The following is a 24605-nucleotide window of genomic DNA, read 5'->3' as shown; positions in this document are numbered from 1 at the left end:
TCGCGCCTTCCTTTGGACAAGGGGGTAGCATGGATCTAGCCGCCCCATCGGACGGCGCGCCGGCCTTCCCGCAGTGGCAAGCTCGCGCTCTCTTCGCAAGTGCGGAAAAGCGGCTGGAGCTCGAACGTGCCCAGCTCGCGCCATGGTGGGTGGTCGGACTGGGGGGCGGGATCGCGCTCTGGCTGGTGCTTGCCGACCCCCGTGGCTGGGCCGCGGCGCTGCTCTTCCTGGCCGCAATCATGGCGGTCGGCTGGGCGGTCGGCGGATGGGTCGGCAAGGCCGGTGCCCTCTTCGCACTGGCTTTGGCGCTTGGACTCGGCCTCATCTGGTGGCGAAGCTTGGACGTCGCCGCGCCGAGACTGGCCGACACCCGCATCGTTTCTTTCTCCGGGACCGTCGAGAAGGCCGAGCGGCTGGTCGCGAAGGACACGCTCAGGCTGACCATGCGCCCCAACGACCCCTTGCTTCCTCCCAGGATCCGGGTCTCGGTTCCGCTCGACGAAGCCGAAAGGCACGGACCCCGCCTGGGCGCTAGCTCGGTCGTGGCGCTTCGTGCGCGGCTGACGCCGCCAATGGAGATGGCGCTTCCGGGAACCCACGACTTTGCCCGGGATGCCTGGTTCATGGGGCTTGGTGCCACCGGCCGTTCGCTCGGGCCGATCCGGATGGTCAGCCCGGCGCACGACAGCGGGCTCGATCGGATCCGGCGCGGGCTCGACAGCCACATCCGGGCGCAACTCGCCGCCAGCGAGGCTGGAATCGCGACTGCTCTCGCGACCGGGGACCAGGGTTCGGTGCTGGAGGAGGATGCCGACGCGATGCGCCGCTCCGGCCTCGCGCACCTCCTTTCCGTCAGCGGGCTGCACATCGCGGCCGCGGTCGGCTTCGCCTATTTTCTCGTCCTCCGGCTGCTCGGGCTGATCCCGGCGCTGGCGTTGCGGCTGAACCTCGTAATCATCGGCTTCGCGGCCGGAGCACTGACTGGCATCGCCTACACGATCCTCACCGGGATGCAGGTGCCGACCGTGCGAAGCTGCGTTGCCGCGCTGCTGGTCCTCGTCGGCGTGGTGCTGGGCCGCGAGGCGCTGAGCCTGCGGCTGATCGCCACCGGAGCCTTGGTCGTGCTCCTCGTCCGGCCCGAGGCGATTGCCGGCGCGAGCTTTCAGCTCAGTTTCGCCGCGGTCACGGCGCTCGTCACCCTCTATGCCTCGACCCCGTTCAGGCGATTGTTCGAGCGGCGGGAGGAGGGGCTCGCCCGAGCCTGGCTGCGGTCGCTCGGCGCGATGGTCGCGACCGGGCTTGCCGTGGAGATCGCGCTCCTGCCCTTCGCCCTCTACCATTTCCACCGCGCCGGGCTCTACGGGGTCGGCGCGAACCTCGTCGCCATTCCGCTCACCACTTTCGTCATCATGCCGCTTGAGGGAGGGGCGCTGCTGCTCGACAGTCTCGGGCTCGGTGCTCCGCTGTGGAGCCTCGCGGGCTGGGCGATCGGTCTGCTGCTCGGCATCGCCCACGCCGTGGCGGGCACGGCAGGGGCGGTGGCGATCCTTCCGGCGATGCCCCGCGGCGCCTTCGCGCTGATCGTCGGGGGTGGGCTCTGGATCTGCCTCTGGACCCTGCGCTGGCGCTGGTACGGGCTGGCGCCGATCGCAATCGGAGCGCTGGTCACGGTGGCCGAACCGCTCCCCGACCTGCTCGTCACCGGCGACGGCAAGCATCTGGCGGTGGTCGATGCGCAGGGCACGCCGTGGCTGCTGCGGGACCGGGCCGGGGAGTTCGTCCGCGACCTGATGGCGGAGAACGCCGGTTTCGACGGCGATCCGCCGCCGCTCGCCGCATATGCAAAGGCGCGCTGCAGCGGTGACAGCTGCATCGCCGATCTTGGCCAGCAAGGATCGACACGGACCCTCCTGGCGCTCCGATCGACCCAGCGGATGGACTGGCGCGAACTGGTCGCCGCCTGCGCCGCGGCCGACATCGTCGTGGCCGACCGCAGGGTGCCAAGAGCGTGCCGAGCCCGCTGGCTGACGCTGGATGCGCCGCGTCTTCGACAGACGGGCGCGGTCGCCATCAATGTCGCGAACGGGCGGGTGGCCACGGTCGCCGAGCGCCTCGGCAGGCTGCCGTGGGCGATCAGGCCGGAGTCCAGACCGCGAGCTCGTTTCCGCCCGGATCGATGAAGTGGAAGCGTCGCCCGCCAGGAAAGCTGAAGATGGGCCTCGCGATATGCCCGCCGGCCTTGCTGACCGCGTCGAAGGCGGCCTCGAGGTCGTCGACCCGGACGATCGGCATGGGAGCCGACAGCGCGTCCTCGCGGTGGCCATTGAGCCCGATGGCCACAGCACCGCCCTCGACCGCGCTATAGTCGGAGCCATAGTTGGTGAAGGTCCAGCCAAACGCCTTGGCGTAGAAGGCTCGGGTCAGTTCGTGCGCGCCAGCGCTCGGAAGCTCGACATAATCGATGTGCGGGGCGGTCATAGTCCAGGTGCTCCCAAGGCGATCCAGCCGGTGACCGCGCCGGCCAGCCCGAGGCAGATCAGGAAACGGGCGGGGCCGGCGGCGACGAGGCCGCGGGTTCCGGCGGGATAGTCGACACTGTCTCCGGTGATCATCGCGCGCACCAGCCGTTTGCCACGCCAGCGATAGAAGATGATCGCCGCGACGTGCAGCACGATGAGCGCGAGCAGCAGGTTGAACAGCAGCTCGTGCACCTCATGCGCCCATTCCGCCGTCTCGAAGCTGACCAGGCGGTTGAGCGGGCCGGTCACGATCCCGTCCTCGTCGCTGAGCGGCAGGCCGAAACCGACCTGCAGGGCGATGAGCCCGAGCAGCGCGACCACGCTGAGGCTCCCGAGCGGCGTGTGGCCGATGCCGCGCCACTCGGCAGGAGCACGCAGGTAGGCGGCAAGCCGGCGCGGCCCGGTGATGAAGGAGGAGAAGCGGGCGGTAGAGCTTCCGAGGAAGCCCCAGGCCAGGCGGAACAGGAGAAGGAACAGGATGGTCAGTCCGCTGCGGAGGTGCCAGGCGATCTCGCCATTCTCCGCCGACCACCAGGAGAAGGCGATCAGCAGCACGAGGCTCCAGTGGACGACCCGGACCGGCAGGTCCCAGATCGGCACCGCCAGGGCTGCGTCAGCGGCGGGCTTGCCGACCTCGTCAGTCATGCTTCCCGCGGTACGATTCGTGGCAAGCGCTGCAGGTCTGGCCGAGGCGACCATGCGCGGTCCTGATCGCCGCTAGATCGCCGCCCGCCGCCGCCGCCTGGAAGGCACGGGCGGCGACTCCGAAGTTGCGCATCCTGGCATCGAAATCGGCCCGGTTCTGCCAGATGGCCGCCTTGGCGTAGGTCTTGCCGCCCTCAGGCCCGCTGCCGATCGGGAACCAGGTGGGGGCCTGGGCGGCGAGCGCGCCGATCTGATTGGCCGCGGTCCGGGTAGCGGCAAGGTCCTTCTTGTCGATCGCCTGCTTCGCCATGCGATTGGCCCTGCCGAGCTGCTCGTAGCCATGGTGGCGCTGCGCCTGGACCCTGGCGACATCCGAGCGGGAGAGGGGCGCTGCGGCGAGCGCGGCACCGGCCGCGAGGGTGCTGGCGGCGACAAGCAGGACGATTACGCGCATCTCGGGTCTCCGGTTCGGGCAAACTGCCCCGGGGGTGAATGGCTTAGCGGGCGTCGGACGGCATCGTCCAGCTGTCGTCGATCATCTTGATCAGCGCCGAGAAGTCCTTGGGACCACCACCCCGCTCGACGAAGCGGCGATAGAGCTCCTCGGCCTCGCCGCCCATCGGCGTATAGGCACCCGCCGCCTGCGCAGCCTCCATCGCCAGCGCCAAATCCTTGAGCATCAGCTGCGCCGCGAACCCGCCCTCGTAGCCACGATCGGCCGGGGTTTCGGGTCCGACCCCCGGCACCGGGCAATAGGAAGTCATCGACCAGCTCTGGCCGCTCGCCTTGCTCGAGATGTCGAAGAAGACCTGGGGGTCGAGGCCGAGCTTCTGCGCGAGGACGAACGCCTCGCAGGTCCCGGCCATGGTGACGCCGAGCAGCATGTTGTTGACGATCTTGGCAGCCTGGCCCGAACCGCTCTCCCCGGCGTGGATGACGGCCTTGCCCATCTTCTCGAGGATCGGGCGGGCGCGGTCGAACGCGTCGGCGCTGCCACCGACCATGAAGGTAAGAGTGCCGCCCTCGGCCGCGGCAATCCCGCCCGAGACCGGCGCATCGACCATCGCGTAGCCCGCGGCCTTGGCTTCTTCCTCGACCTGCTTGGCGGTGGCGACGTCGATGGTCGAGCAGTCGAGCAGGATGGCGCTGGTCGGGGCCTTGCCGAAGACCGACGAGCGATAGACGTCGGCGACATGCTTGCCCGCCGGAAGCATGGTGACGACGGCGTCCGCTCCCTCGACTGCCGTCGCAGCGTCCGCCGCGCGCGACGCGCCGCGCTCCTCGGCCTTGGCGAGTGCTGCTTCGCTGAGGTCGAACGCCCGCACCTCATGGCCAGCCTTGGCCAGGTTCGCGGCCATCCCGCCACCCATGTTCCCAAGCCCGATGAAAGCGATACGCATGGTCAGTTCACCTCAAGCGACGTTTGAACGCGGAATCTTCGCTTCGTCGTAAAGCGGGGGTTGTCACCCTGTGTCACCCTGCTCCCGGCGGCGTCGATCGGCGCGTCCGGAGTGGGGAAGGGGGCGGTCACCCGAGCTTCATGACAGAAGAACGGCCTGTAGGACAGAAGGCTGCTAGCGACCGGTCCACTGGCCGGGCCGCTTCTCGACGAAGGCGCTCATGCCTTCCTTCTGGTCCTCGGTCCCGAACAGGCCGTGGAACAGCCGGCGCTCGAAGCGGACACCCTGAGCGAGCGGCAGTTCGAAGGCGGCATTGACCATTTCCTTGGCGGCGATGGCGGCGAGCGGGGGCATGGCCGCGATCTCGGCCGCGGTCTTGAGCGCTTCGTCGACGAGGCTCTCGGCCGGGACGACGCGGACGACGAGGCCGGCCCTCTGGGCCTCCTCGGCACCCATCATCCGGCCGGTCAGGCACATTTCCATCGCCTTGGCCTTGCCGATCGCATGCGCCAGCCGCTGCGAGCCGCCCATTCCGGGGGTCACGGCGAGCTTGATCTCGGGCTGGCCGAACTTCGCCCGGTCGCCGGCGATGATGAAGTCGGCCATCATCGCAACCTCGCAGCCGCCGCCCAGCGCAAAGCCGTTGACCGCAGCGATCCACGGCTTGCGGGTGGCGGTGACCTGCTCCCAGCCGGCGAAGAAGTTGCTGCCGTACATCTGCGCGAAGCCCTGAGCCTGCATCTCCTTGATGTCGGCACCCGCGGCAAAGGCCTTTTCGCTGCCGGTGAGGACGAGGCAGCGCTGGCTGTCGTCGGCGTCATAGGCGGCGAAGGCGTGGATCAGCTCGGCCAGCACCTGGCTGTTGAGCGCATTCAGCGCCTGCGGCCGGTTCAGCGTGACGAGGGTGACGGCGTCGCGCTGTTCGACGAGGATGCTCTGGTAGGTCATGCGGTCTCCGGAAACGGGGTCCATTCTTCGCCGGGCGGGCAGTCGAGGAAGAGGTCGTCGACGGTTTCATCGAGCACCGCCTCGGGCACGGCGGGCTGCCAGTCCGGGGCATTGTCCTTGTCGATCAGCAGGGCCCTGACACCTTCGACAAAGTCGTGGGTCCGGACCACGCGGCTGGCGAGCGCATATTCGGCCCGCATCTCGTCGGCGAAGCTGGCGCGCTCGGCTCCTTCCTTGAGCAATCGCAAGGAGACCTTGCACGACAGCGGGCTCTTGGACCGAAGAGTCGCAAGCTCGGTCCGAGCCCACTCGCCGTCGTCTGCCTCGAGCGCGGCGATCACCTCCTCGAGCGTCTCGCCGGCGAACAGGCGGGCGATGTTGGGAAGGTTCTGCTCGATCCGTGCGGTCGGCGGCACACCGGCAAAATTGCCGGCGGCCCCCGCGGCGCGGGCAGGGGCGGCGGAAAGCCGCTCGACGAGCTCGGGGAGCGAAGCCTGCGGGACGTAATGGGTCGCAAGACCGAGATACTTGCACTCAGCGCCGTCGAGCCGGGCGCCGGTCAGCGCCATGAACTGGCCGACCCGCCCCGGAAGGCGCGACAGGTACCAGCCGCCGCCGACATCGGGGAACAGGCCGATCCCGGTCTCGGGCATGGCGAGGCGGGTGTTCTCGGTGGCGATCCGGACCTGGCAGGGCAGGGCGATCCCGACCCCGCCGCCCATGGTGATCCCGTCCATGATCGCGATGGTCGGCTTGGGATAGGTGAAGAGCAGGTGGTTGAGGCGATATTCGGCATGGAAGAAGGCGGCTGCCTCCTTGCCATCGCCCGTTCCCGAGCGGGCGAGCGCCACCACGTCGCCGCCCGCACAGAAGCCGCGGCCCTCGGCATGGTCGATGAGGACCGCCTCGATCGCGGGATCGTCGCGCCAGGCGAGCAGCGCAGCGCTCATCGCCTCGCACATCGCGTGGGTCAGCGCATGGATCGCCTTGGGCCGGTTGAGCCGGATCCGCCCGAGCGGACCGTCGACCAGGGTGAGGACATCGCTGGTCACTGGCGCAGCATCTCGCGGGCGGTGATCATCCGCATGACCTGGTTGGTGCCCTCGAGGATCGAGTGGACGCGAAGATCGCGCCAGAAGCGCTCCACCGGATAGTCCATCAGATAGCCGTAGCCGCCGTGCAGCTGGAGCGCGCGGTCGGCGATGCTCGATCCCGTATCGGTCGCCAGCCGCTTGGCCATCGCGGCGAAGCGGGTCTTGTCGGGCGCATTGTCGGTGACCTTGGCCGCTGCGAGGTAGAGGAGGGCGCGCGCCGCCTCGAGCTCGGTGCCCATGTCGGCAAGCATGAACTGGGTGTTCTGGAAGTCGGCGATGGCATTGCCGAACTGCTTGCGTTCCTTGGTGTAGGCTACCGCCTCGTCGAGGCAGCGCTGGGCGCCGCCGAGGCTGCAGGCGCCGATGTTGAGCCGCCCGCCATCGAGCCCCATCATCGCGATTCGGAAGCCTTCGCCCTCGCCGCCGACGCGGTTCTCGACCGGCACCCGGACCTCGTCGAAGTTGACCTGGGCGGTCGGCTGGCTGTGCCAGCCAAGCTTGCGCTCCTGCGCGCCGAAGCTGACCCCCGGCATGTCCTTTTCGATGACCAGGCAGCTGATGCCCTTGGGTCCGTCCTCGCCGGTGCGGACCATGGTGACGTAGATCTCGTTCTCGCCGCCACCCGAGATGAAGGCCTTGCTGCCCGAGACGACATAATGGTCGCCGTCGCGGACCGCGCGGGTCTTGAGCGCCGCCGCGTCCGAGCCGCTCGACGGCTCGGTCAGGCAATAGGAGCCCAGCCGCTCCATCCCGATCATGCTCGGAAGATACTTCTGCTTGACCGCGTCGGAGCCGAAGCGGTCGATCATCCACGCCGCCATGTTGTGGATCGAGATGAAGGCGCTGGTCGAAGGGCAGCCGTAGCTCATCGCCTCGAAGATCAGTGCCGACTCAAGCCGGCCGAGCCCGATTCCGCCGCTCTCCTCCGACACGTAGATGGCACCGAAGCCGAGCTCGGCCGCCTTGACGATCGTGTCGCGCGGGAAGTGGTGCTTCTCGTCCCACTCGGCGGCATTGGGGGTGATCTCGGCGGCGGTGAACGCCCGCGCCATTTCCTGGATCTGGCGCTGGTCGTCGGTCAGGTCGAATTGGGACATGGGCAAGCCCCTAGCGAGAGGTACGGCGAACTTCCAGCGTCCGCGACCGCTCTATCGCGTCGGGCAGGCGCTGTAGGTGAGGTCGACCGGCCCTTCCTCGCCGCCCTGCTCGACCCGGCGAAGCTTGCCGGCGGTGCGGGTGAAGGTGATCTCCCGCTCCCAGGTCTGGCCTTCGCCGCTGAACCCGTAATTGGCGGTGAAGACATTGGCGGGGCTGTTGGCGACCACCCGGTCGAGGGTCCCGCGGCTTTCGTAGAAGGTCAGGCGGCTGTCGTTGATCGTCAGCAGCCCCTTGGCCGCGGCGTCGCCCTTGCAGTCGGCGGGGACGAGCGCCCAGCGACCCTGAAATTGATCCGGAATGCTGGTCGGAAGCGCGCCATTCGACGGAGCCGCAGCCGGCGCGGGAGAGGCGTCATTCTTCATCCCCTCGTCGATGTCGGCAGGGATCGGACCCTTCTCCGCGCCTCTAGCGACGGAAGCTCCGCTGCGCCCGGTCGGGCGATCGCCGGTGCCGGCCTCGCGAGCAATGGTCTCGCCGGTTTCGGCCTTGTCCCCGGCGGGGGTGCAGGCGGGGAGGACACAGGCGGCGAGCAGCAGTGGGATGATGTTACGCATGAGGCACTAACGCGTCCGCCTCGATCTCGACCCGCCACTCGTCGCGCAAAAGTGCTTTTACCACGACCATGGTCGCCGCGGGGCGGATAGCTGAGAAAATCTCCCCATGCACTTCGCCGATCATGTCGGCATCGGCGGGGTCGGTGATGTACATCCGGGTCCGCACCACGTCTTCCGGCTTGCCGCCGAGGTCTGCGATGGCTGCAAGGATGATCGCGAAGCAGCGTCGCGCCTGCGCCGCCGCGTCGCCCGGCGTGGACGAGCCGTCGGCTTCGACCGGAGCGGTGCCGGAAACGAAGATCCGGTCGCCGTCACGAACCGCGCGGGCGAAGCCGAACGCCTCCTCGTAGGGGGAGGTGCCCGAGCTTCGCCGCCGGTCGGTCAGCGTCCGCCCTCGCTCGACGCCGGAGCGAGCGCCGCGATCTCGGGCGCCCCCGGCCAGTCGAACCGGTCCATGGTCACCGCCGCGCAGCTGTAGGTCGCGCGGTTGGCGACCGCCGCTTCGACGAGCTTGCCGGAAAGCTCGGGCCGAAGCCGGGCAAGCTCGGCCTGCGCCTGCGCGAAGTTGCGGGTGAAGACCATCACCGAGGTCTTCTTGCCGTCGGCGAGCGCGGCGCCCATCACCGGGGTGGCGTCGCCGACATAGGCATATTCGCCGGCCTTCACGCTCACCATCGGAGCGCCGAAGCAGTTGCTGACCTGCGGCGGCATGTTGACGCCGAGGGTCGTGCCGCCGATCACATAGTCGCCCGCGGTCACCGGGATGATCCGGAACTCGTAGACCGCGCGGCGGTCGCCGGCAGGAACGGGCACGACATAGGTCGTCTTGTCGCCCTTCTTCTTCCAGTCGCGCGGCTGGTAGGCGAGGTCGCCCTTCTCGCGGTCGTAGCGGAACATCTGGACGAGGCCGAAGCGATCCTTGGCGGCCGGATTGTTGCGATTGTAGGCGACGACGATCGCACCCTGGCCGGGCTCGAGCACGGGCATGACCGCTTTGGCCGGGTTCTTGTTCAGCCACAGGGTGCCGGTGCCGGCCACGCCCGGAGCGACCTTGAGCGCGGGATCCTCGGGCGGCGAGAAGCGGTCGAGCTTCTCGATCTCGCCCTCGACGCTGGCCGCCCCGACGATCGTGTTGAAGTAGGTCTCCTTGTCGCCATCGGCCATCGCCGCGACCTTGGCGGTCTGCGCGTCGGACAGCTTCACCATCTGCCAGCCCTTGATCATCAGGCAGCGCTTGCGGTTCTCACGCCGCTGCACGCCCTCGGCGATGGCGGCGGCGATCATTCCACCGATCAGCCCGCCGGCACCGGCGGCGACGGGCGAGATCGACGGGTTGTAGATCGCCGGATTGTAGGTCGGGATGGTGCCGTTCGCGAGTCGCGAGCCGCGGGCGATCAGTCGGCACTCCTGCCAGTCGGCGTCATATTGCGCGCGGGTCGCGCCGGGCTTGTTGTAGAAGCGATTGTCCTTGAGGTCGCGGGCGGCGTCCTTGGCGATCTCTTCAGGCGTGTCGTTGTTCTCGATCTTGGGTTGCGCCATCGCCGGCGCGGCAAACGCCACCATGCCCGCCGCGACCGCGACGAGGCTCACGCGCACAATCATGCTCATGCTTGTCTTCCCCCTGTCGGCCGCCCCCGGCCGGATGAGGCGGAAGGAAGCGCAAGCAAGGGGAAGTCGTCAAGGGTCTTGGCAGGGTCGCGCCGACACCGAAGCGTCGGCGCAACAGCTCACCCCATCGTCGGGATGACGAAGGCGTTCTCGTCACCAAGCCCCGAGCCGTCGGGCCAGCGCTGGGTGATCGTCTTGACCTTGGTCCAGAACTTGACGCCCTCCATGCCGTGCTGGTTGGTGTCGCCGAAGCCCGAGCGCTTCCAGCCGCCGAAGGTGTGGTAGGCGACCGGCACCGGGATCGGCACGTTGATCCCGACCATCCCGACATTGACCCGAGCCGCGAACTCGCGCGCCGCATGGCCGTTGCGGGTGAAGATGGCGACGCCGTTGCCATATTGATGCTCGCTCGGCAGCCGCACCGCCGTCTCGAAGTCGGGCGCGCGGACGATCTGCAGGACGGGGCCGAAGATCTCTTCCTGGTAGCTGCGGAAGTGCGGCTGGACATGGTCGAACAGGGTCGGGCCGACGAAGAAGCCCTTTTCCGAGCCCTGAAGGGTGAAGCCGCGGCCGTCGACGACCAGCTCGCCGCCCTCGTCGGCGCAGGTCTGGATCCAGTCCTCGACCCGATTCTTGTGGGCTTCGTTGACCACCGGGCCATAATGCGCCTCGGGATCGCTCGAGACCCCAACCTTGAGCCCCTCGATCGCGGGAATGAGCTTCTCTCGCAGGTTGTTGGCGGTCTTCTCGCCGACCGGAACGACCACCGGAAGCGCCATGCAGCGCTCGCCGGCCGAGCCGAAGGCGGCGCCGGTGAGGTCGCTGACCACCTGGTCGAGGTCGGCGTCGGGCATGACGATGCCATGGTTCTTAGCCCCGCCGAAGGCCTGCACCCGCTTCCCGTTCGCGGTGCCGCGGCTGTAGATGTACTGCGCGATATCGGACGAGCCGACGAAGCTGATCGCCTTGACGTCGGGATGGTCGAGGATCGCGTCGACCATCTCCTTGTCGCCATGGACGACGTTGAGGATGCCGTCGGGCAGGCCCGCTTCCTTCATCAGCTCGGCAAGGCGCACCGGAACGGTCGGGTCGCGCTCGGAGGGCTTGAGGATGAAGGCGTTGCCGCAGGCGATGGCGACTCCGAACATCCACATCGGGATCATCGCCGGGAAGTTGAACGGGGTGATGCCGACGCAGATGCCGAGCGGCTGGCGCATCGAATAGACGTCGATCCCGGGGCCTGCGCCCTGGGTGTACTCGCCCTTCAGCGCATGGGGGATGCCGCAGGCAAATTCGATGACCTCGAGCCCGCGCTGGATGTCGCCCTTGGCGTCGGCGATGACCTTGCCATGCTCGGACGAGAGGATGGCGGCGAGCTCGTCCATGTTCTTCTCGACCAGGGCCTTGAAGTTGAACATGACCCGGGCCCGGCGCTGCGGGTTGGTCGCCGCCCAGCCGGGAAGCGCCTGGTTGGCCGCGTCGATCGCTTTCTGGAGGTCGGTCGGGGTGCCGAGCCGAACGGTGGCCTGCACGTCGCCCTGGCTAGGGTTGAACACGTCGCCTTGGCGCTCGCCGCTGGCGAAGCTGCCGCCGCCAATGAAATGGTCGATCGTACGCATGGGTGATCTCCTTCTTGGCGCTGCCCCTAGCCAAGGGCGAAGAGCGATGCCAGTCAGGACCGCGATCAGGAGACCCGTCGATGCGTCAGTTTGCGTTCCTTGCCCTCGTCCTGGGTGGCACCGCCCATGCGGCCACCCCGGAGCAGCAGATGCAGGCTGCCGCCAGTCAGGTCAGCCAGGCCCGAATCCGTGCCGACATCGCCCGGCTGGTGCGTTTCGGCACGCGCCACACCCTGTCCAGCCAGACCGATCCGAACCGCGGGATCGGTGCCGCGGTGCGCTGGGCCGAGGCCGAGATGAAGGCGCTTGGGCTCGAGACCCTTCAGACCTGCGACACGGTCACCAAGCCGCCGCGCGTGCCGACCCCGACCCGGGTCTGCAACGCGGTCGCCATCCAGCGCGGGACCGAGCGCCCGAACGATGTCGTGATCATCACCGGTCATATCGACAGCCGGGTCACCGACGTGATGAACGCTACCGCCGACGCACCGGGCGCCAATGACGACGGCTCGGGTACCGCCGCGGTGCTCGAGAGCGCCCGCGTGCTGTCGAAGCGCAAGTTCCCCGGCACCATCGTCTATGCGGCGCTGTCGGGCGAGGAGCAGGGGCTTCTGGGCGGCAAGATCCTCGCCGACTATGCCAAGGCGCAGGGCTGGAACGTCGTCGCCAATCTGAACAACGACATCATCGGCAACAGCTGCGGTTCGGACGGTGTGTGCGACGCAAAGACCGTCCGGGTCTTCTCCGAAGGGCCGCGCTGGCAGGGCCGGGACGCGCTCGCCGCCGCCCAGCGCAGCCTCGGCGGCGAGAACGACAGCCCCAGCCGCAACATCAGCCGCTTCCTCGATCGCCTTGCCGAGCGCCTGCCCGGCATCGGCCTCGACGTTCGCCAGGTCTGGCGTAACGACCGCTTCGGCCGCGGCGGCGACCATACCGAATTCCTCAACGCCGGCTTCCCCGCCGTCCGCTTCTCGGTCGCGGTCGAAAACTACAACCACCAGCACCAGGACCTCAGGACCGAGAAGGGCGTCGTCTATGGCGATACGCTCGACAAGATGGACCTGCCCTATCTGACCAAGGTCATCCGCCTGAACACCGCCGCGCTGATGGCGCTGGCGAGCGCCCCTCCGCCGCCCGAGCCCAAGGCGGAAGGCGCGGTCAGCACCGACACGACGCTGACGTGGGGGACGACGTCGGCGCCCAGCTTCAAGGTGGTCTGGCGGCGAACCGACGAGGCGCGTTGGTCGAAGGCATCCCCTGCGCAGCCCGAGTGCATCGTACTGCCAGCCATAATCAAGAACGCGGCAGGAGAAGCGTTGCCGAAGAGTGCCGGGGGGCTGTGCAAGATCGTCTTGCCTCACGTTCGCGTCGACGATTGGGTCTTCGGCGTCTCCGCGGTCAGCAAGGACGGCTGGGAAAGCCCCGTCGCCAGCGCGGTTCCGGGCGGCGCCTTCAAGCCCTATGTCGCGCCTGCCCAGAAGTGACGGAGTAGGACCACGACACTCGACACCGATCGTCCGGCAGCGCAGCGGCCGCTCGCCGGGGTTCTCCTGCGCCTGCTCACCGCCGTCCTCCTCGCGATCATGTTCGCGCTGGTGAAGCTTGCCTCGACCCGCGGCGTTCATGTGGTCGAGAGCCTCTTCTACCGTCAGATCGGATCGGCGGTCTGCGCGACCGGACTGGTGCTTGCGGGACCGGGGCTGGCCTCGCTCCGCAGCCGGCGGGTCGGGGCGCATGTCGGCCGGATGGCGCTCGGGGTGGTCGCCATGGGATTGAACTTCCTCGCCATGATCCTGCTGCCGCTCGCCGACGCGACCGCGATCGGCTTCACCGTGCCGATCTTCGCCACCATCCTCGCGGCCCTTAGCCTCGGCGAGCCGACCGGTCGCTGGCGCTGGGGCGCGGTCGCGGTCGGCTTCCTCGGCGTGCTCCTGATCGTCCAGCCGGGCGGGGGAGGGGTGCCGCTCGGCGGCGCGACGGTCGCGCTGGTCGCCGCCCTGCTCACCGCCAGCGTCACCGTCGTCATCCGGCGCCTCGGCGCGACCGAGCGGGCATCGACGACGGTCTTCTGGTTCGCTTCGAGCAGCCTGGTGCCGCTCGGCCTGCTGATGATCCTCTTCGGCCGTGCGCACGATCCCGCCACCTTCGCCATCCTCTCCGGAATGGCGCTGGCAGGCGGGCTGGCCCAGCTTACGCTCACCGCTTCGCTCCGGCTGGCACCGGTCGCGGTGGTGATGCCGATGGACTATACGAGCCTGCTCTGGGCAACCCTCCTCGGCGCGCTCCTGTTCGCCGAAGTTCCTTCCGCCTCCGTCTGGATCGGCGCGCCGGTGATCATCGTCTCCGGCCTGGTGATCGTCTGGCGGGAACATCATCTCGCCCGGCGCGCTGCCCTCGAGGCGCGCGCCGAAACCTCGACCTAAGGACCCGAATTGCCCCGCACTCCCGCCCCCAAGGGCCTTCCCACCCCCAGGCAGATCCTCGACTTCATCCAGCAGTCCGGCCAGCCGGCCGGCAAGCGCGAGATCGCCCGGGCCTTCGGCCTCCACGGGCACAACAAGATCCTGCTGAAGGCGCTGCTCAAGGACATGGCCGACGAGGGTCTGATCGACAGCGCTCCCGGACGCGCCTTCCACAAGGCGGGCGGGGTCCCCAAGGTGACGGTCCTGCGCATCGTCGCGGTCGAGGATGGGGCCATCGCGGTGCCCGACAGCTGGCAGGGTGAAGGCCCGCCGCCGAGACTGCGCGTGATCGAGCAGGGCCGCCGCTCGGCGCTTGGTTTGAACGACCGGATCCTCGCCCGGACCGAGGAGCGCGGGACCGGCATGGTCGCGCACATGATGAAGAAGCTGCAGCGCTCGGCCGACCTCATCCTCGGCGTGGTCCATGAGGACGAGGACGGGCGCAGGTGGCTCAAGCCGGTCGACAAGCGCGAACGGCGGCTTCTCCCGCTGCCCGAACTGGGCGAAGCGGAGGTCGGCGACCTCGTCCTCGCCGAGCCCTCGGGCAAGCCGCCGCGAGTCTCGGCGCGGGTCGATGCCGTGCTCGGCGATCCGTTCGCGCCGCGCAGCTTCAGCCTCATCGCCATCCACAAGCACGGCTTGCCGCACGAGTTCAGGAACGAGACGATCGACGAGGCGCGGGAAGTCTCCCGGCAGCCGCTCGGATCCGACCGCGAGGACCTCCGCCACCTGCCGATCGTGGCGATCGATCCCGCCGATGCGCGCGACCATGACGATGCCATATGGGCGCAGGCGCGCGACGATGGCGGGTGGGATGCGGTTGTCGCGATCGCCGACGTCAGCTTCTACGTCCGCCCCGGAAGCAGCCTCGACCGCGAAGCGCGCCGCCGCGGCAACAGCGTCTACTTTCCCGACCGGGTCGTGCCGATGCTCCCGCACGAACTGAGCTCCGACATCTGCTCGCTCAAGGAAGGAGCCGATCGCGCTGCGCTGGCCTGCCACCTCCATGTCGCGCCCGACGGATCGCTCAAGAGCTGGCGCTTCTCCCGCGCGGTGATCCGGGTCGCGGCCAACATCGCCTATGAGGACGCGCAGCGCGCGATCGATGGCGACGGAGGGGTGGAACGGAATTTGGTCGAAGCGGCGCTCAAGCCCCTGTGGGCGTGCTGGCAGGCGCTGTTCAAGGCGCGCCAGAAGCGCGAGCCGCTCGAGCTCGACCTTCCCGAGCGCCAGGTGGTGCTCGACGAGAAGGGGCGGATCACCTCGGTTGCACCGCGCGAGCGGCTCGACGCGCACAAGCTTGTCGAGGATTACATGATCGCCGCCAACGTCGCGGCCGCCAAGGCGCTCGAGGCCAAGAAGGCGCCGGTCATGTACCGCGTGCACGAGGCGCCGAGCCGCGAGAAGCTGACCGCGCTCAAGGACTATCTCAAGACCTTCGACCTCGAGTTCGCGCTCGGGCAGGTGATCCGCCCCGGGGTCTTCAACCGCGTCATCGAGCGGGTCGGCAACTCGGACTCGCGGCCCGAGATCATGGAGCAATTGCTTCGCACGCAGATGCAGGCGCGCTACGCCCCGGATCATCTCGGCCATTTCGGCCTGGCGCTGCCGAGCTACGCCCACTTCACCTCGCCGATCCGGCGCTACGCCGATCTGCTTGTCCACCGAGCCCTGGTCAGTGCCTATCGCCTCGGCGAAGGCGGACTGCCGGCCGAGGACGCCACCGCCTTCGCCGAGATCGGCGAGCATATCTCGATGCTTGAGCGGCGGGCGATGGAGGCCGAGCGCGAGACGATCGACCGCTATGTCGCGGCCTATCTCTCCGACCATGTCGGCCAATTGCTCGACTGCCGGATCTCGGGCGTCCAGCCGTTCGGCTTCTTCGCCACCGTCGAGGGGCTTGGCGGCGACGGGCTCCTTCCAGCCGCCGAACTCGGCCAGGAATATTTCCGCTACGACGAGGCGGCGCGCCAGCTGATCGGCGACCAGAGCGGCGAAACCTATCGGGTGGGACAGCGGTTGCAGCTTCGGCTGATCGAGGCGAACCCCGTCAGCGGAGCACTCCGCTTCGAGCTTCCGGAGGGAAGCTACGGGCGCGGGAACGCACCGCGCCGCGACCGGCCGGACAGGAAGGACCGCGTCCGAGGTCCAGCTGGCGGCCGCCGCGGCCGTCCGGCCAACATCCGCCATCAGGGCCGCAAGCGCTAGGAGATCAAATGCCGCATACCATCGCCGTCCTTCGAGGAAGTCCGCGATCCGGGAGCCTGACCGAGAAGCTCGCGACCGCCATCGCGCTTTCCGCTGGTGATCGTCTCGCCTTCAGGGACGTGCCGATCCATCATCTGCCGCTCTATAATCCCGACCTCGAGAAGGACGCCGTGCACCCGCAGTGGGATGCCTTCCGCGCGGCGGTAAAGGAGTGCGATGGCCTGCTCTTCGTCACACCCGAATGGAACCGGTCGGTGCCTGGCGGGCTGAAGAACGCGATCGACGTCGGCTCGCGCCCCTATGGCGAGGGCGTGTTCCAGAAGAAGCCCGCGGCAGTTGTCACCCAGTCGACCGGCGGGACCGGCGGCTTCGGCGGCAACCATCATCTCCGCCAGAGCCTCGTCCACCTCGACGCGCACGTCCTCGGCCAGCCCGAGATGTATGTCGGCAATCTCAGCGCGGACAAGTTCGGCGAGGACGGCCGGATCAGCGACAAGGGCCTGGCCAAGCTGGTCGACGGCTTCGTCGATGCCTTCGTCGAATGGGTCGGTGTCATTCACCAAGGCCGCAAGGCGCTTGCACCCGGTGCTGCCGCAAGTCACACCTAGCGCTCGGACCATCGGCTCGGGGGAAGCGTTACCATGGCAACGGCGGCAGCGGCACTGGCGGCTCGAGCACGCCGCGAGATCCAGCACCATTTCTTCGCCGCCGATGCCGTGCGGCCCGAGCGGGCGGTGTCGTTCGTCCCCGACAACCGCTTCGAGCGTCGTCTGTTCGAGCGCTACCGGACCGAAGGGGTGCTCCACGAGGAGCAGCCCGGCCGCTACTGGATCGACCTGCCGAGCTACGATCGCGCCGTCCGCCGCCGCTTCGAGCGGGTTCGCTGGATCGTGTTCGCACTGCTCGCCTTGCTCGTCCTGCTCGCCGCCATCGGGAGCCTGACCGGGCACGTCCGCTAGTCAGAGGCGGGGCAGGGTCACTCCGCGCTGGCCCTGATACTTGCCCGCGCGGTCGGCATAGCTGACCTCGCACGGCTCATTGCCCTTGAGGAACAGGAACTGGCAGGCGCCCTCGTTGGCGTAGATCTTGGCCGGGAGCGGCGTGGTGTTGGAGAATTCCAGCGTCACATGGCCCTCCCAGCCGGGCTCCAGCGGGGTGACGTTCACGATGATCCCGCAGCGGGCATAGGTCGACTTGCCGAGGCAGATCACCAGCACGTCGCGCGGCACCCGGAAATATTCCACCGTCCGCGCCAGCGCGAAGCTGTTCGGGGGAATGATGCAGACGTCGGTCTTGCGATCGACGAAGCTGTTCGCGGCGAAGTCCTTCGGGTCGACGACCGCCGAATCGACGTTGGTGAAGATCTTGAAGTCGTCCGCCACCCGCGCGTCATAGCCGTAGGAGGAGAGCCCGTAGCTGATGCAGCCGTCGCGCCGCTGGGCCTCGACGAAGGGCTCGATCATGCCGTGGGACTGGGCCTGCTCGCGGATCCAGCGGTCGGATAGGATGCTCATGGGACGAAGGCTTAGCCGCGCGCCGAACCGTTCGTCGATTCCCCCGTGCCGGTTTTCCGCGCCTCCCACGATATCCCCGTTATCCACAGCTTGGCGGCTCGGCCAAAAGGCGTAACAGATCCGCCATGGCCGAGATCCTCAGACATCCGGGTGCCGATGCAGCGCCCGTCCAGCAGCTGCCGCACAACGTCGAGGCGGAAGCCGCGCTGCTCGGCGCGCTCCTGCTCGACAACCGGCTGGTCGAGGAGGTGCAGCTCAAGCTGCGTTCGGACCACTTCTTCGAGCCGCTGCACGGCCGGATCTACGACGCGGTCCTCCGGCTGACCGACCGCAACATGGTCGCCAATCCGGTCACCCTGCGCCCGCTGTTCGAAGCGGACGAGGCGATGAAGGAGGTCGGTGGCCCGGCCTATCTCGCGCAGCTGACCGGCTCGGGCGCGGCGCTGCTTGCGGCGCGTGACTTCGCGGCGCAGATCTACGACCTCGCGCTGCTTCGAAGCCTGGTGGCGGTCGGTCGCGACCTCGTCACGAGTGCGCTCGACACCAGCGAGGACGTCAAGCCGCTCGAGCAGATCGAGCGCGCCGAGACCGAGCTCTACAAGGTCGCCGAGCAGGGCGGGGGCGAAGGCAAGGTCAAGGCCTTCGCCGATGCCAGCCGCGAGGCGCTCAAGATCGCCGAGGCAGCGCTCAACAATGGCGGCGCGCTGTCGGGCATCACCACCGGCTTCTCCGACGTCAACGCGCGGATGGGCGGCATGCACCGCTCCGACCTCATCATCCTCGCCGGGCGTCCGGGCATGGGCAAGACCTCGCTTGCCACCAACATCGCCTTCAACGCCGCCAAGCGCATGCTCCAGGACATGGCCGACGGGATCGACACCGAGCGCTCGGCCGGCGCGGCGGTGGCCTTCTTCAGTCTCGAAATGTCGGCCGACCAGCTCGCCACCCGCGTGCTTGCCGAGCAGAGCAACATTCCGGGCACCCAAATCCGCACCGGTCAGATGAACCTGACCGAATTCCGCGAATTCGCCCGCGTCGCCGGGGAGCTGAACAGCCTCCCGCTGTACATCGACGACACCCCCGGCCTGACCATCGCCGCGCTCCGCACTCGCGCCCGGCGGCTCAAGCGCCAGAAGAACATCGGGCTGGTGATCGTCGACTATCTCCAGCTGCTCTCCGGCAGCGCGAAGGGTGGCGACGGCAATCGCGTGCAGGAGATTTCCGAGATCAGCCGCGGCCTCAAGAGCCTCGCCAAGGAGCTGCACGTCCCGGTGATCGCGCTGTCCCAGCTCAGCCGTGCGGTCGAGCAGCGCGAGGACAAGCGTCCGCAGCTCAGCGATCTGCGCGAGTCGGGCTCGATCGAGCAGGACGCCGACATGGTCTGGTTCATCTACCGCGGCGACTATTACCTGCAGGCCAAGCAGCCGCCCGACGACCATCCGGACCTCGCGGCCTGGCAGGAAGAGATGGCGAAGATCTACGGCACCGCCGAGCTGATCATCGCCAAGCAGCGCCACGGCGCGACCGGCAAGGTCAAGCTCAAGTTCGATGCGCGCATCACCAAGTTCACCGACCTCGTCGAAGAAGGCCACGCGCCCGACTTCCACTGAGCAAGCGGTGAAGTACCCGGGGAGGGGGCCGCGGGCCGGAGGATGATTTCTCCGGCCCGCGAATGCCTTGCCGGCGGCCCACGAAACGTCCGGGATGCTTGAACCTGCAGGGCTGCTCCGCCACATGGGCCCCATGCTGATCGAGACCGCGCTCACCCCCAATCCAGCGACCCGCAAGTTCCTTCCCGGCATGACCGTGATGGAAGCCGGAAGCCGCGACTTCCCCGACGCCGAAAGCGCCGCTGCCTCGCCGCTCGCCGAAGCGCTGTTCCGCACCGGCGAGGTCGAGGGCGTGTTCTTCGGTCGCGACTTCGTCTCGGTCACCGCGGTGCCCGGGGTCGACTGGGCCGGGCTCGAGATCGACGTCGTCCAGCTGATGCTCGACCATTTCGTCGCGGGCGCGCCTTTGTTCGCTCCCGGCAGCGCGGCGGGCATCCATGTCGCGGTCGACGCCGAGGAGGCGAGCTTCGGCGACGATCCCGCCGATGCCGAGATCGTCGCCCAGATCAAGGAGTTGCTCGAGACCCGGGTGCGTCCGGCGGTCGCGCAGGACGGCGGCGACATCGTCTATCGCGGCTTCAAGGAAGGAACCCTGTTCCTCGCCATGCAGGGCGCCTGCGCAGGCTGCCCTTCGTCGGCGGTGACGCTGAAGCGCGGCGTCGAGAACCTCATCCGCCACTATGTCCCCGAGGTCGAGACCGTCGAGGCGGTCTGAGCCCACCGGACACACAGGAGACATCATGCCCGCAGCCTATATTGTCGCCGCCGCCCGCACAGCCGGAGGCAAGAAGGGTGGCGCGCTCAGGGACTGGCACCCCGCCGATCTCGGCGCGCGGGTCCTCGACAGCCTCGTCGAGCGCTCGGGCATCGATCCGGCTGCGGTCGAGGATGTGATCGCCGGCTGCGTCGGCCAGGTCGGCGAGCAGAGCTTCCACATCGGCCGCAACATGGTCATGGCGAGCGGCCTTCCGGACAGCGTGCCCGCGGTCTCGATCGACCGCCAGTGCGGCTCCTCGCAGCAGTCGATCCACTTCGCCGCCCAGGCGGTGATGAGCGGGACGCAGGACGTGGTCATCGCCGCCGGGGTCGAGAGCATGACCCGCGTGCCGATGGGCCTCGCCGTCATGCTCCCGCTGCAGGCGGGGATCGGGACCGGGCCGTGGCCGCAGTCGATCAAGGATCGCTACGGAGTCACCGAGTTCAGCCAGTTCACCGGCGCCGAGATGATCGCGCGCAACTACCAGTTCAGCCGCGACGAGCTCGACGCCTTCGCCCTTGAAAGCCACCGCCGCGGTGCTTCGGCGACGACCCGCGGCGACTTCGCCGACGAGATCGTGCCGCTCACCATCGTCGATGCCGAGGGCAACGAGCATCGCCATGACCGTGACGAGGGTATCCGCTTCGACGCCTCGCTCGAAGGTCTGGGAAGCCTCAAGACGCTCAAGCCCGACGGGGTCATCACCGCCGGCAACGCCAGCCAGATCTGCGACGGCGCCAGCGGAGTCATGGTAGTGAGCGAGAAGGCACTGAAGGACCATGGCCTGACCCCGCTGGCCCGAATCGACCATCTCACGGTCACCGCGGGCGATCCGGTCATCATGCTGATGGAGCCGATCCCCGCGACCCGCCGTGCACTCGAGCGCTCCGGCCGCCGGATCGAGGACATCGACCTCTACGAGGTCAACGAGGCCTTCGCCCCGGTCCCTCTCGCCTGGCTGCGCGAAATCGGCGGCGACCCCGACCGCCTCAACGTCAACGGCGGCGCGATCAGCCTCGGCCACCCGCTCGGCGCGAGTGGGACCAAGCTGATGACCACGTTGATCCATGCGTTGCGCAAGGGCGGCAAGCGCTACGGCCTGCAGACCATGTGCGAAGGCGGCGGGATCGCCAACGTGACCATCGTCGAGGCACTCTGATGATCCTGCGTCATCTCTGCCTGGCCGCGCTGGCCCTCGCTGCACCCGCCGCGGCCAAGGCTCCTGCCATGCACGTCACGGGCTTCGCGCAGGCCGGCCTCGCCAACGCCGCGGCTTACGTCACCGTGCACAATGGCGGACCCGCCGCTGATCGCCTGGTCGGGGTGACCACGCCGGCGGCGCAGAGCGCCTCGATCCACAACAGCGTCCTTGCCGGCGGAATCACGCGGATGCGTCCGGCGGGAGCGCAGCCCATTAGTGCCGGTGGGCAGATCGCGATGCGGCCGGGGGGTCTCCATGTCATGCTGATGGGGTTGAAGGCGCCGCTGCGCCCCGGGACTCGCCTGCCGCTGACCTTGCGCTTCGCGCGGGCAGGCTCGGTGCAGGTCAGCCTTCCGGTGCTCGCCCCCGGCGCGTCTCCCGCCGGACAAGGTCACCATGGCCACTGAGGCGCCCGCGCGCTCGTCGCTGCGCATCGTCCGATGGGCGCTGTGGGCGCTCGTCGCCGTCGCCGCCGTCCTCGCCGCGATCGTCTGGCTTCGCCCGCAGCCCCAGCTTCGCGCCGAGCCCGGAATGCCGGGGTTTACGCTCGGCGGTCCGTTCACCCTGACCGGGACCGACGGCAAGCCCTTCTCCTCGGCCAGCCTCAAGGGCGAGCCCTACGCCATCTTCTTCGGCTTCACCCATTGCCCGGACGTCTGTCCCAACACGCTCGGCCGACTCGCCAAGCTGCGCAAGGAGCTCGGCAAGGGCGACGAGAGCTTCCGCATCCTGTTCGTCTCGGTCGATCCCCAGCGTGACACCGTGCCGGTCGTGCGCGATTATGTCGGCCTGTTCGGCACGCCGATCGTCGGCCTGACCGGGACCGAGGCCGAGGTTGCCGCCGTCGCCAAGGCGCACGGCACTTACCAGAAGAAGGTCGCCGACAAGGATTCGCCCGACGGCTACACCGTCGACCACGGCGCGTCGGTGCTGCTGTTCGACCGCACCGGCAGCTTCGTCTCAACCATTTCGCTGGAGGAAGGCGACGCTCCCGCGCTCGACAAGCTGCGGCGGATTACCGCCTAGCCGATCCGTGCCAGCAGTCGCTCGAGCGCGGCGATGCTTTCGGGCTCGTCGAAGCTCGGGGCGTGGCCGACGTTCGGCACCGTCACCAGTTCGGCGCCGTCGCCAAGCGCGGCGATCATCCGCTCCGCCACGTCGGCCGAGAAGAGGTCGCTGAGTTCGCCGCGAAGCACCGTCACCGGCTTGTCTTTGAAGTGGTCGAGCCACGGCCAGAGGTCGGGCTGGGTCGCGTCATTGGCCTGCGCGAAGGGCTGGGCGATCGCCATGTCATAGTCGAGGACGACCTCGCCGCCCTCTTCGCGGCAGCAGCGGCGGGCGAAACGTTCCCAATCCGCCGCGCTCCAGTCCGGGTAGACGTCGGCCGCGCGCGAGCCCATCGCCGCACCGGCCTCGGCGAAGCTTCCGAACAGCGCCGGCTTGCCGACATAGGTACGGATCCGCTCGATCCCCTCGGGCGAGACCTGCGGCCCGATGTCGTTGAGGAGGGCGCCGGCGATCCGCTCGTCCTCCATCGCTCCGATCAGCATGGTCACGAGCCCGCCGAGCGAAGTCCCGACGAATACCGCGTCGGCAATTCCGAGCTGGTCGAGGAGCTTTATGACGTCGCGGGCATAGGTCGCCGGCATGTAGCGGTTGGGCTCGGGGTCGGCGGCGCTGAGGCCACGGCCGCGAAAGTCGAGAGCGAGCACGCGCCATGCGCCGGTAAAGCGGTCGGCGACCGGCTCGAAGTCGCGGGCGTTGCGGGTCAGGCCGGGAAGGCAGAGGATCGGCGGCTGGTCGGGATCGCCGCCGGCATAATCGCGGTAATGGAGCCTCAGACCGTCGGCGCTGTTATAGTAACGATCCTCGAACGCCGCCACCGGCCACTCCTCTACCCAGCTTTTCCTCACTCTATCCGGGCAAGATGACGCTTCCGCAACCCTATCGCCCCGATCCGCGTATCCTCGAACTCGGCGACGCCTTCTACGATCCCGTGTCGGCAGCCGATTTCCCCGGCTGCACCGAGCGCTTCTGGAACGCGGCCGCGGCGGGAGAGGTGGGGCTCACCGCAGTCGATCGCGCCCGTCATTTCTGCCGGTTCGAGCCGCTCGACGGCAATCTCGGGCAGCCGCTCGCGCTGCGCTACCACGGTCACCAGTTCCGGTCCTACAATCCCGACCTCGGAGACGGGCGCGGCTTCCTCTTCGGCCAGCTGCGCGACGGACGGGGGCGGCTGCTCGACCTCGGCACCAAGGGCAGCGGCCAGACGCCCTGGAGCCGCTTCGGCGACGGCCGGCTGACGCTCAAGGGCGGGGTGCGCGAAGTGCTCGCGACCGAGATGCTGCAGGCGCTCGGCGTCGACACCAGCCGCAGCTTCGCCTTGTTCGAGACGGGCGAGCAGCTCGAGCGCAACGACGAGCCGTCGCCGACCCGCTCGGCGGTGCTGACCCGGCTAAGCCACAGCCACATCCGCATCGGCACCTTCCAGCGGCTCGCCTTCTTCGAGGAGGTCGCCGACCTCGAAGCCCTGGTCGCTTACTGTCTCGAGCATCTCTACGGAGAGCCGGCCGATGCGGGTGCGACGCGCCTGATGGAGCTGGTCACCGAGCGGACCGCGCGCCTTGCGGCTTCCTACCTGGCGGCAGGCTTCGTCCACGGCGTGCTCAATACCGACAACATCAACATCACCGGCGAGAGCTTCGACTATGGGCCTTGGCGGTTCACCCCGACTTGGGACGTGACCTTCACCGCCGCCTACTTCGACCATGCCGGGCTCTACGCCTTCGGCCGTCAGCCCGAGGCGATCCAGTGGAACCTCGCCCAACTCGCCGGCTGCCTCGCGCTGCTGGTCGACGACCACAAGGTGCTCAGTGACCAGCTGCAGCGCTTCCCCGAGCTCTTCCATCGCGCGCTCGCAGACGCGCTGGTGCGACGTCTCGGTATCGAAGCGGGCGCGGAGGCCGAGGATCGCGACCTTGCCCGGGCAATCACGCAGGCGCTCTCCGCCAGCCCTGTCGAGATCGACCGCTTCTTCTTCGACTGGCGAGGCGGGCGGCGAGCGGTCGAGGAAAAGTGGAGCGGCGAGCCCTTCGAGCGGCTGGCGCAGCTGCTCGCCGGGCGGGAGCAGCCTGCGACGCACGCTTACTGGTCGGACCAGAAGCCCTGCTCGCTCCACATCGAGGAAGTCGAGGCAATCTGGTCGGCCATCGCAAGCGATGACGACTGGTCGCCCTTCCACGCGAAGATCGCCGCCATCCGGCGGATGGGCGAGGCAATGGCGCAGGGTTGACGCCGGCAAACGCCTC

25 protein-coding genes are annotated in these 24605 nt (G+C 68.5%); 12 read left to right on the top strand and 13 right to left on the bottom strand.

Going from position 1 to position 24605, the window contains the following annotated elements:
• Positions 1-29: 29 nt before the first annotated feature.
• The gene (locus ABD727_RS09875; protein ID WP_344707241.1) at positions 30-2180 is read left to right on the top strand and encodes a ComEC/Rec2 family competence protein; all 2151 of its coding nucleotides are present in this window, start codon (positions 30-32) and stop codon (positions 2178-2180) included.
• On the opposite strand, the gene ABD727_RS09870 is transcribed toward ABD727_RS09875, so the two are convergent.
• The 11 genes from ABD727_RS09870 to ABD727_RS09820 form a co-directional block, all read right to left on the bottom strand.
• Positions 2134-2478, bottom strand: coding sequence for a VOC family protein (locus ABD727_RS09870; RefSeq protein WP_344707240.1), 345 nt, complete (start codon positions 2476-2478; stop codon positions 2134-2136). The two genes, ABD727_RS09875 and ABD727_RS09870, sit on opposite strands and share 47 nt — an antisense overlap.
• Positions 2475-3164 (bottom strand): cytochrome b/b6 domain-containing protein, encoded by a 690-nt coding sequence (locus ABD727_RS09865; protein ID WP_344707239.1) that lies wholly within the window; start codon positions 3162-3164, stop codon positions 2475-2477. Before ABD727_RS09865 ends, ABD727_RS09870 begins: the two co-directional genes overlap by 4 nt.
• Positions 3157-3618 (bottom strand): c-type cytochrome, encoded by a 462-nt coding sequence (locus tag ABD727_RS09860; RefSeq protein WP_344707238.1) that lies wholly within the window; start codon positions 3616-3618, stop codon positions 3157-3159. The genes ABD727_RS09865 and ABD727_RS09860 overlap by 8 nt, the downstream gene beginning before the upstream one ends.
• A gap of 43 nt (positions 3619-3661) precedes the next feature.
• Positions 3662-4570: a 3-hydroxyisobutyrate dehydrogenase gene (gene mmsB, locus ABD727_RS09855; protein ID WP_344708066.1), complete on the bottom strand. Its 909-nt coding sequence runs from the start codon at positions 4568-4570 to the stop codon at positions 3662-3664.
• A gap of 168 nt (positions 4571-4738) precedes the next feature.
• Positions 4739-5512 carry an enoyl-CoA hydratase-related protein gene (locus tag ABD727_RS09850; RefSeq protein WP_344707237.1) on the bottom strand — a complete coding sequence of 258 codons (774 nt, stop codon included), beginning with the start codon at positions 5510-5512 and terminating at the stop codon, positions 4739-4741.
• Positions 5509-6564: an enoyl-CoA hydratase/isomerase family protein gene (locus ABD727_RS09845; protein WP_344707236.1), complete on the bottom strand. Its 1056-nt coding sequence runs from the start codon at positions 6562-6564 to the stop codon at positions 5509-5511. The genes ABD727_RS09850 and ABD727_RS09845 overlap by 4 nt, the downstream gene beginning before the upstream one ends.
• Entirely contained in the window at positions 6561-7703 is a 1143-nt protein-coding gene (locus ABD727_RS09840; protein ID WP_344707235.1) for an acyl-CoA dehydrogenase family protein, read from the bottom strand. Before ABD727_RS09840 ends, ABD727_RS09845 begins: the two co-directional genes overlap by 4 nt.
• 51 nt (positions 7704-7754) lie before the next feature.
• Positions 7755-8318, bottom strand: coding sequence for a hypothetical protein (locus tag ABD727_RS09835; RefSeq protein ID WP_344707234.1), 564 nt, complete (start codon positions 8316-8318; stop codon positions 7755-7757).
• Positions 8311-8703: a RidA family protein gene (locus tag ABD727_RS09830; protein ID WP_344708065.1), complete on the bottom strand. Its 393-nt coding sequence runs from the start codon at positions 8701-8703 to the stop codon at positions 8311-8313. Before ABD727_RS09830 ends, ABD727_RS09835 begins: the two co-directional genes overlap by 8 nt.
• The gene (locus tag ABD727_RS09825) at positions 8700-9926 is read right to left on the bottom strand and encodes a hypothetical protein (RefSeq protein WP_344707233.1); all 1227 of its coding nucleotides are present in this window, start codon (positions 9924-9926) and stop codon (positions 8700-8702) included. The genes ABD727_RS09830 and ABD727_RS09825 overlap by 4 nt, the downstream gene beginning before the upstream one ends.
• A 119-nt stretch (positions 9927-10045) precedes the next feature.
• Positions 10046-11545, bottom strand: a complete 1500-nt coding sequence (locus ABD727_RS09820; protein ID WP_344707232.1) for a CoA-acylating methylmalonate-semialdehyde dehydrogenase — start codon at positions 11543-11545, stop codon at positions 10046-10048.
• 80 nt (positions 11546-11625) lie between these two features.
• Between ABD727_RS09820 and ABD727_RS09815 the strand changes: the two genes are divergently transcribed.
• The 5 genes from ABD727_RS09815 to ABD727_RS09795 all read left to right on the top strand — a co-directional run bounded on the left by ABD727_RS09815 (position 11626) and on the right by ABD727_RS09795 (position 17174).
• Positions 11626-13029, top strand: a complete 1404-nt coding sequence (locus tag ABD727_RS09815; RefSeq protein WP_344707231.1) for a M28 family peptidase — start codon at positions 11626-11628, stop codon at positions 13027-13029.
• A 66-nt stretch (positions 13030-13095) separates the two neighbouring features.
• The gene (locus ABD727_RS09810; RefSeq protein ID WP_344708064.1) at positions 13096-13968 is read left to right on the top strand and encodes a DMT family transporter; all 873 of its coding nucleotides are present in this window, start codon (positions 13096-13098) and stop codon (positions 13966-13968) included.
• 9 nt (positions 13969-13977) lie between these two features.
• Entirely contained in the window at positions 13978-16215 is a 2238-nt protein-coding gene (gene rnr, locus ABD727_RS09805; protein WP_344707230.1) for a ribonuclease R, read from the top strand.
• Between the two features lie 8 nt (positions 16216-16223).
• Positions 16224-16823, top strand: coding sequence for an NADPH-dependent FMN reductase (locus ABD727_RS09800; RefSeq protein ID WP_344707229.1), 600 nt, complete (start codon positions 16224-16226; stop codon positions 16821-16823).
• Positions 16824-16856: 33 nt separating this feature from the next.
• Positions 16857-17174, top strand: a complete 318-nt coding sequence (locus ABD727_RS09795) for a hypothetical protein (RefSeq protein ID WP_344707228.1) — start codon at positions 16857-16859, stop codon at positions 17172-17174.
• Here the strand turns inward: ABD727_RS09795 and dcd are convergent, their stop codons facing one another.
• Entirely contained in the window at positions 17175-17729 is a 555-nt protein-coding gene (gene dcd / locus ABD727_RS09790; protein ID WP_344707227.1) for a dCTP deaminase, read from the bottom strand.
• A 125-nt stretch (positions 17730-17854) separates the two neighbouring features.
• Here dcd and ABD727_RS09785 point away from each other — a divergent pair, with 125 nt between their 5' ends.
• The 5 genes from ABD727_RS09785 (at position 17855) to ABD727_RS09765 (ending at position 22323) form a co-directional block, all read left to right on the top strand.
• Positions 17855-19339: a replicative DNA helicase gene (locus tag ABD727_RS09785; RefSeq protein ID WP_344707226.1), complete on the top strand. Its 1485-nt coding sequence runs from the start codon at positions 17855-17857 to the stop codon at positions 19337-19339.
• A gap of 133 nt (positions 19340-19472) precedes the next feature.
• Positions 19473-20054, top strand: coding sequence for a NifU family protein (locus ABD727_RS09780; protein WP_344708063.1), 582 nt, complete (start codon positions 19473-19475; stop codon positions 20052-20054).
• 25 nt (positions 20055-20079) lie between these two features.
• Positions 20080-21255 (top strand): acetyl-CoA C-acetyltransferase, encoded by a 1176-nt coding sequence (locus tag ABD727_RS09775; protein ID WP_344707225.1) that lies wholly within the window; start codon positions 20080-20082, stop codon positions 21253-21255.
• On the top strand, positions 21255-21704 hold the full coding sequence (locus ABD727_RS09770) for a copper chaperone PCu(A)C (protein WP_344707224.1): 450 nt from the start codon (positions 21255-21257) through the stop codon (positions 21702-21704). The genes ABD727_RS09775 and ABD727_RS09770 overlap by 1 nt, the downstream gene beginning before the upstream one ends.
• Positions 21694-22323, top strand: a complete 630-nt coding sequence (locus tag ABD727_RS09765; protein ID WP_344707222.1) for an SCO family protein — start codon at positions 21694-21696, stop codon at positions 22321-22323. The genes ABD727_RS09770 and ABD727_RS09765 overlap by 11 nt, the downstream gene beginning before the upstream one ends.
• Here the strand turns inward: ABD727_RS09765 and ABD727_RS09760 are convergent.
• Positions 22320-23180, bottom strand: a complete 861-nt coding sequence (locus tag ABD727_RS09760) for an alpha/beta fold hydrolase (RefSeq protein WP_344708062.1) — start codon at positions 23178-23180, stop codon at positions 22320-22322. The two genes, ABD727_RS09765 and ABD727_RS09760, sit on opposite strands and share 4 nt — an antisense overlap.
• A 44-nt stretch (positions 23181-23224) precedes the next feature.
• Between ABD727_RS09760 and ABD727_RS09755 the strand changes: the two genes are divergently transcribed.
• A complete protein-coding gene (locus ABD727_RS09755; RefSeq protein ID WP_344707221.1) occupies positions 23225-24589 on the top strand; it encodes a protein adenylyltransferase SelO family protein in 1365 nt (454 codons plus the stop codon).
• Positions 24590-24605: the final 16 nt, after the last annotated feature.

The sequence above is a fragment of the Sphingomonas swuensis genome, assembly GCF_039538045.1.
In the GTDB taxonomy this organism is placed as follows: Bacteria; Pseudomonadota; Alphaproteobacteria; order Sphingomonadales; family Sphingomonadaceae; genus Sphingomicrobium; species Sphingomicrobium swuense.
Note: the sequence above shows the minus strand (reverse complement) of the source record. Positions and strands in the feature narration are given on the sequence as shown.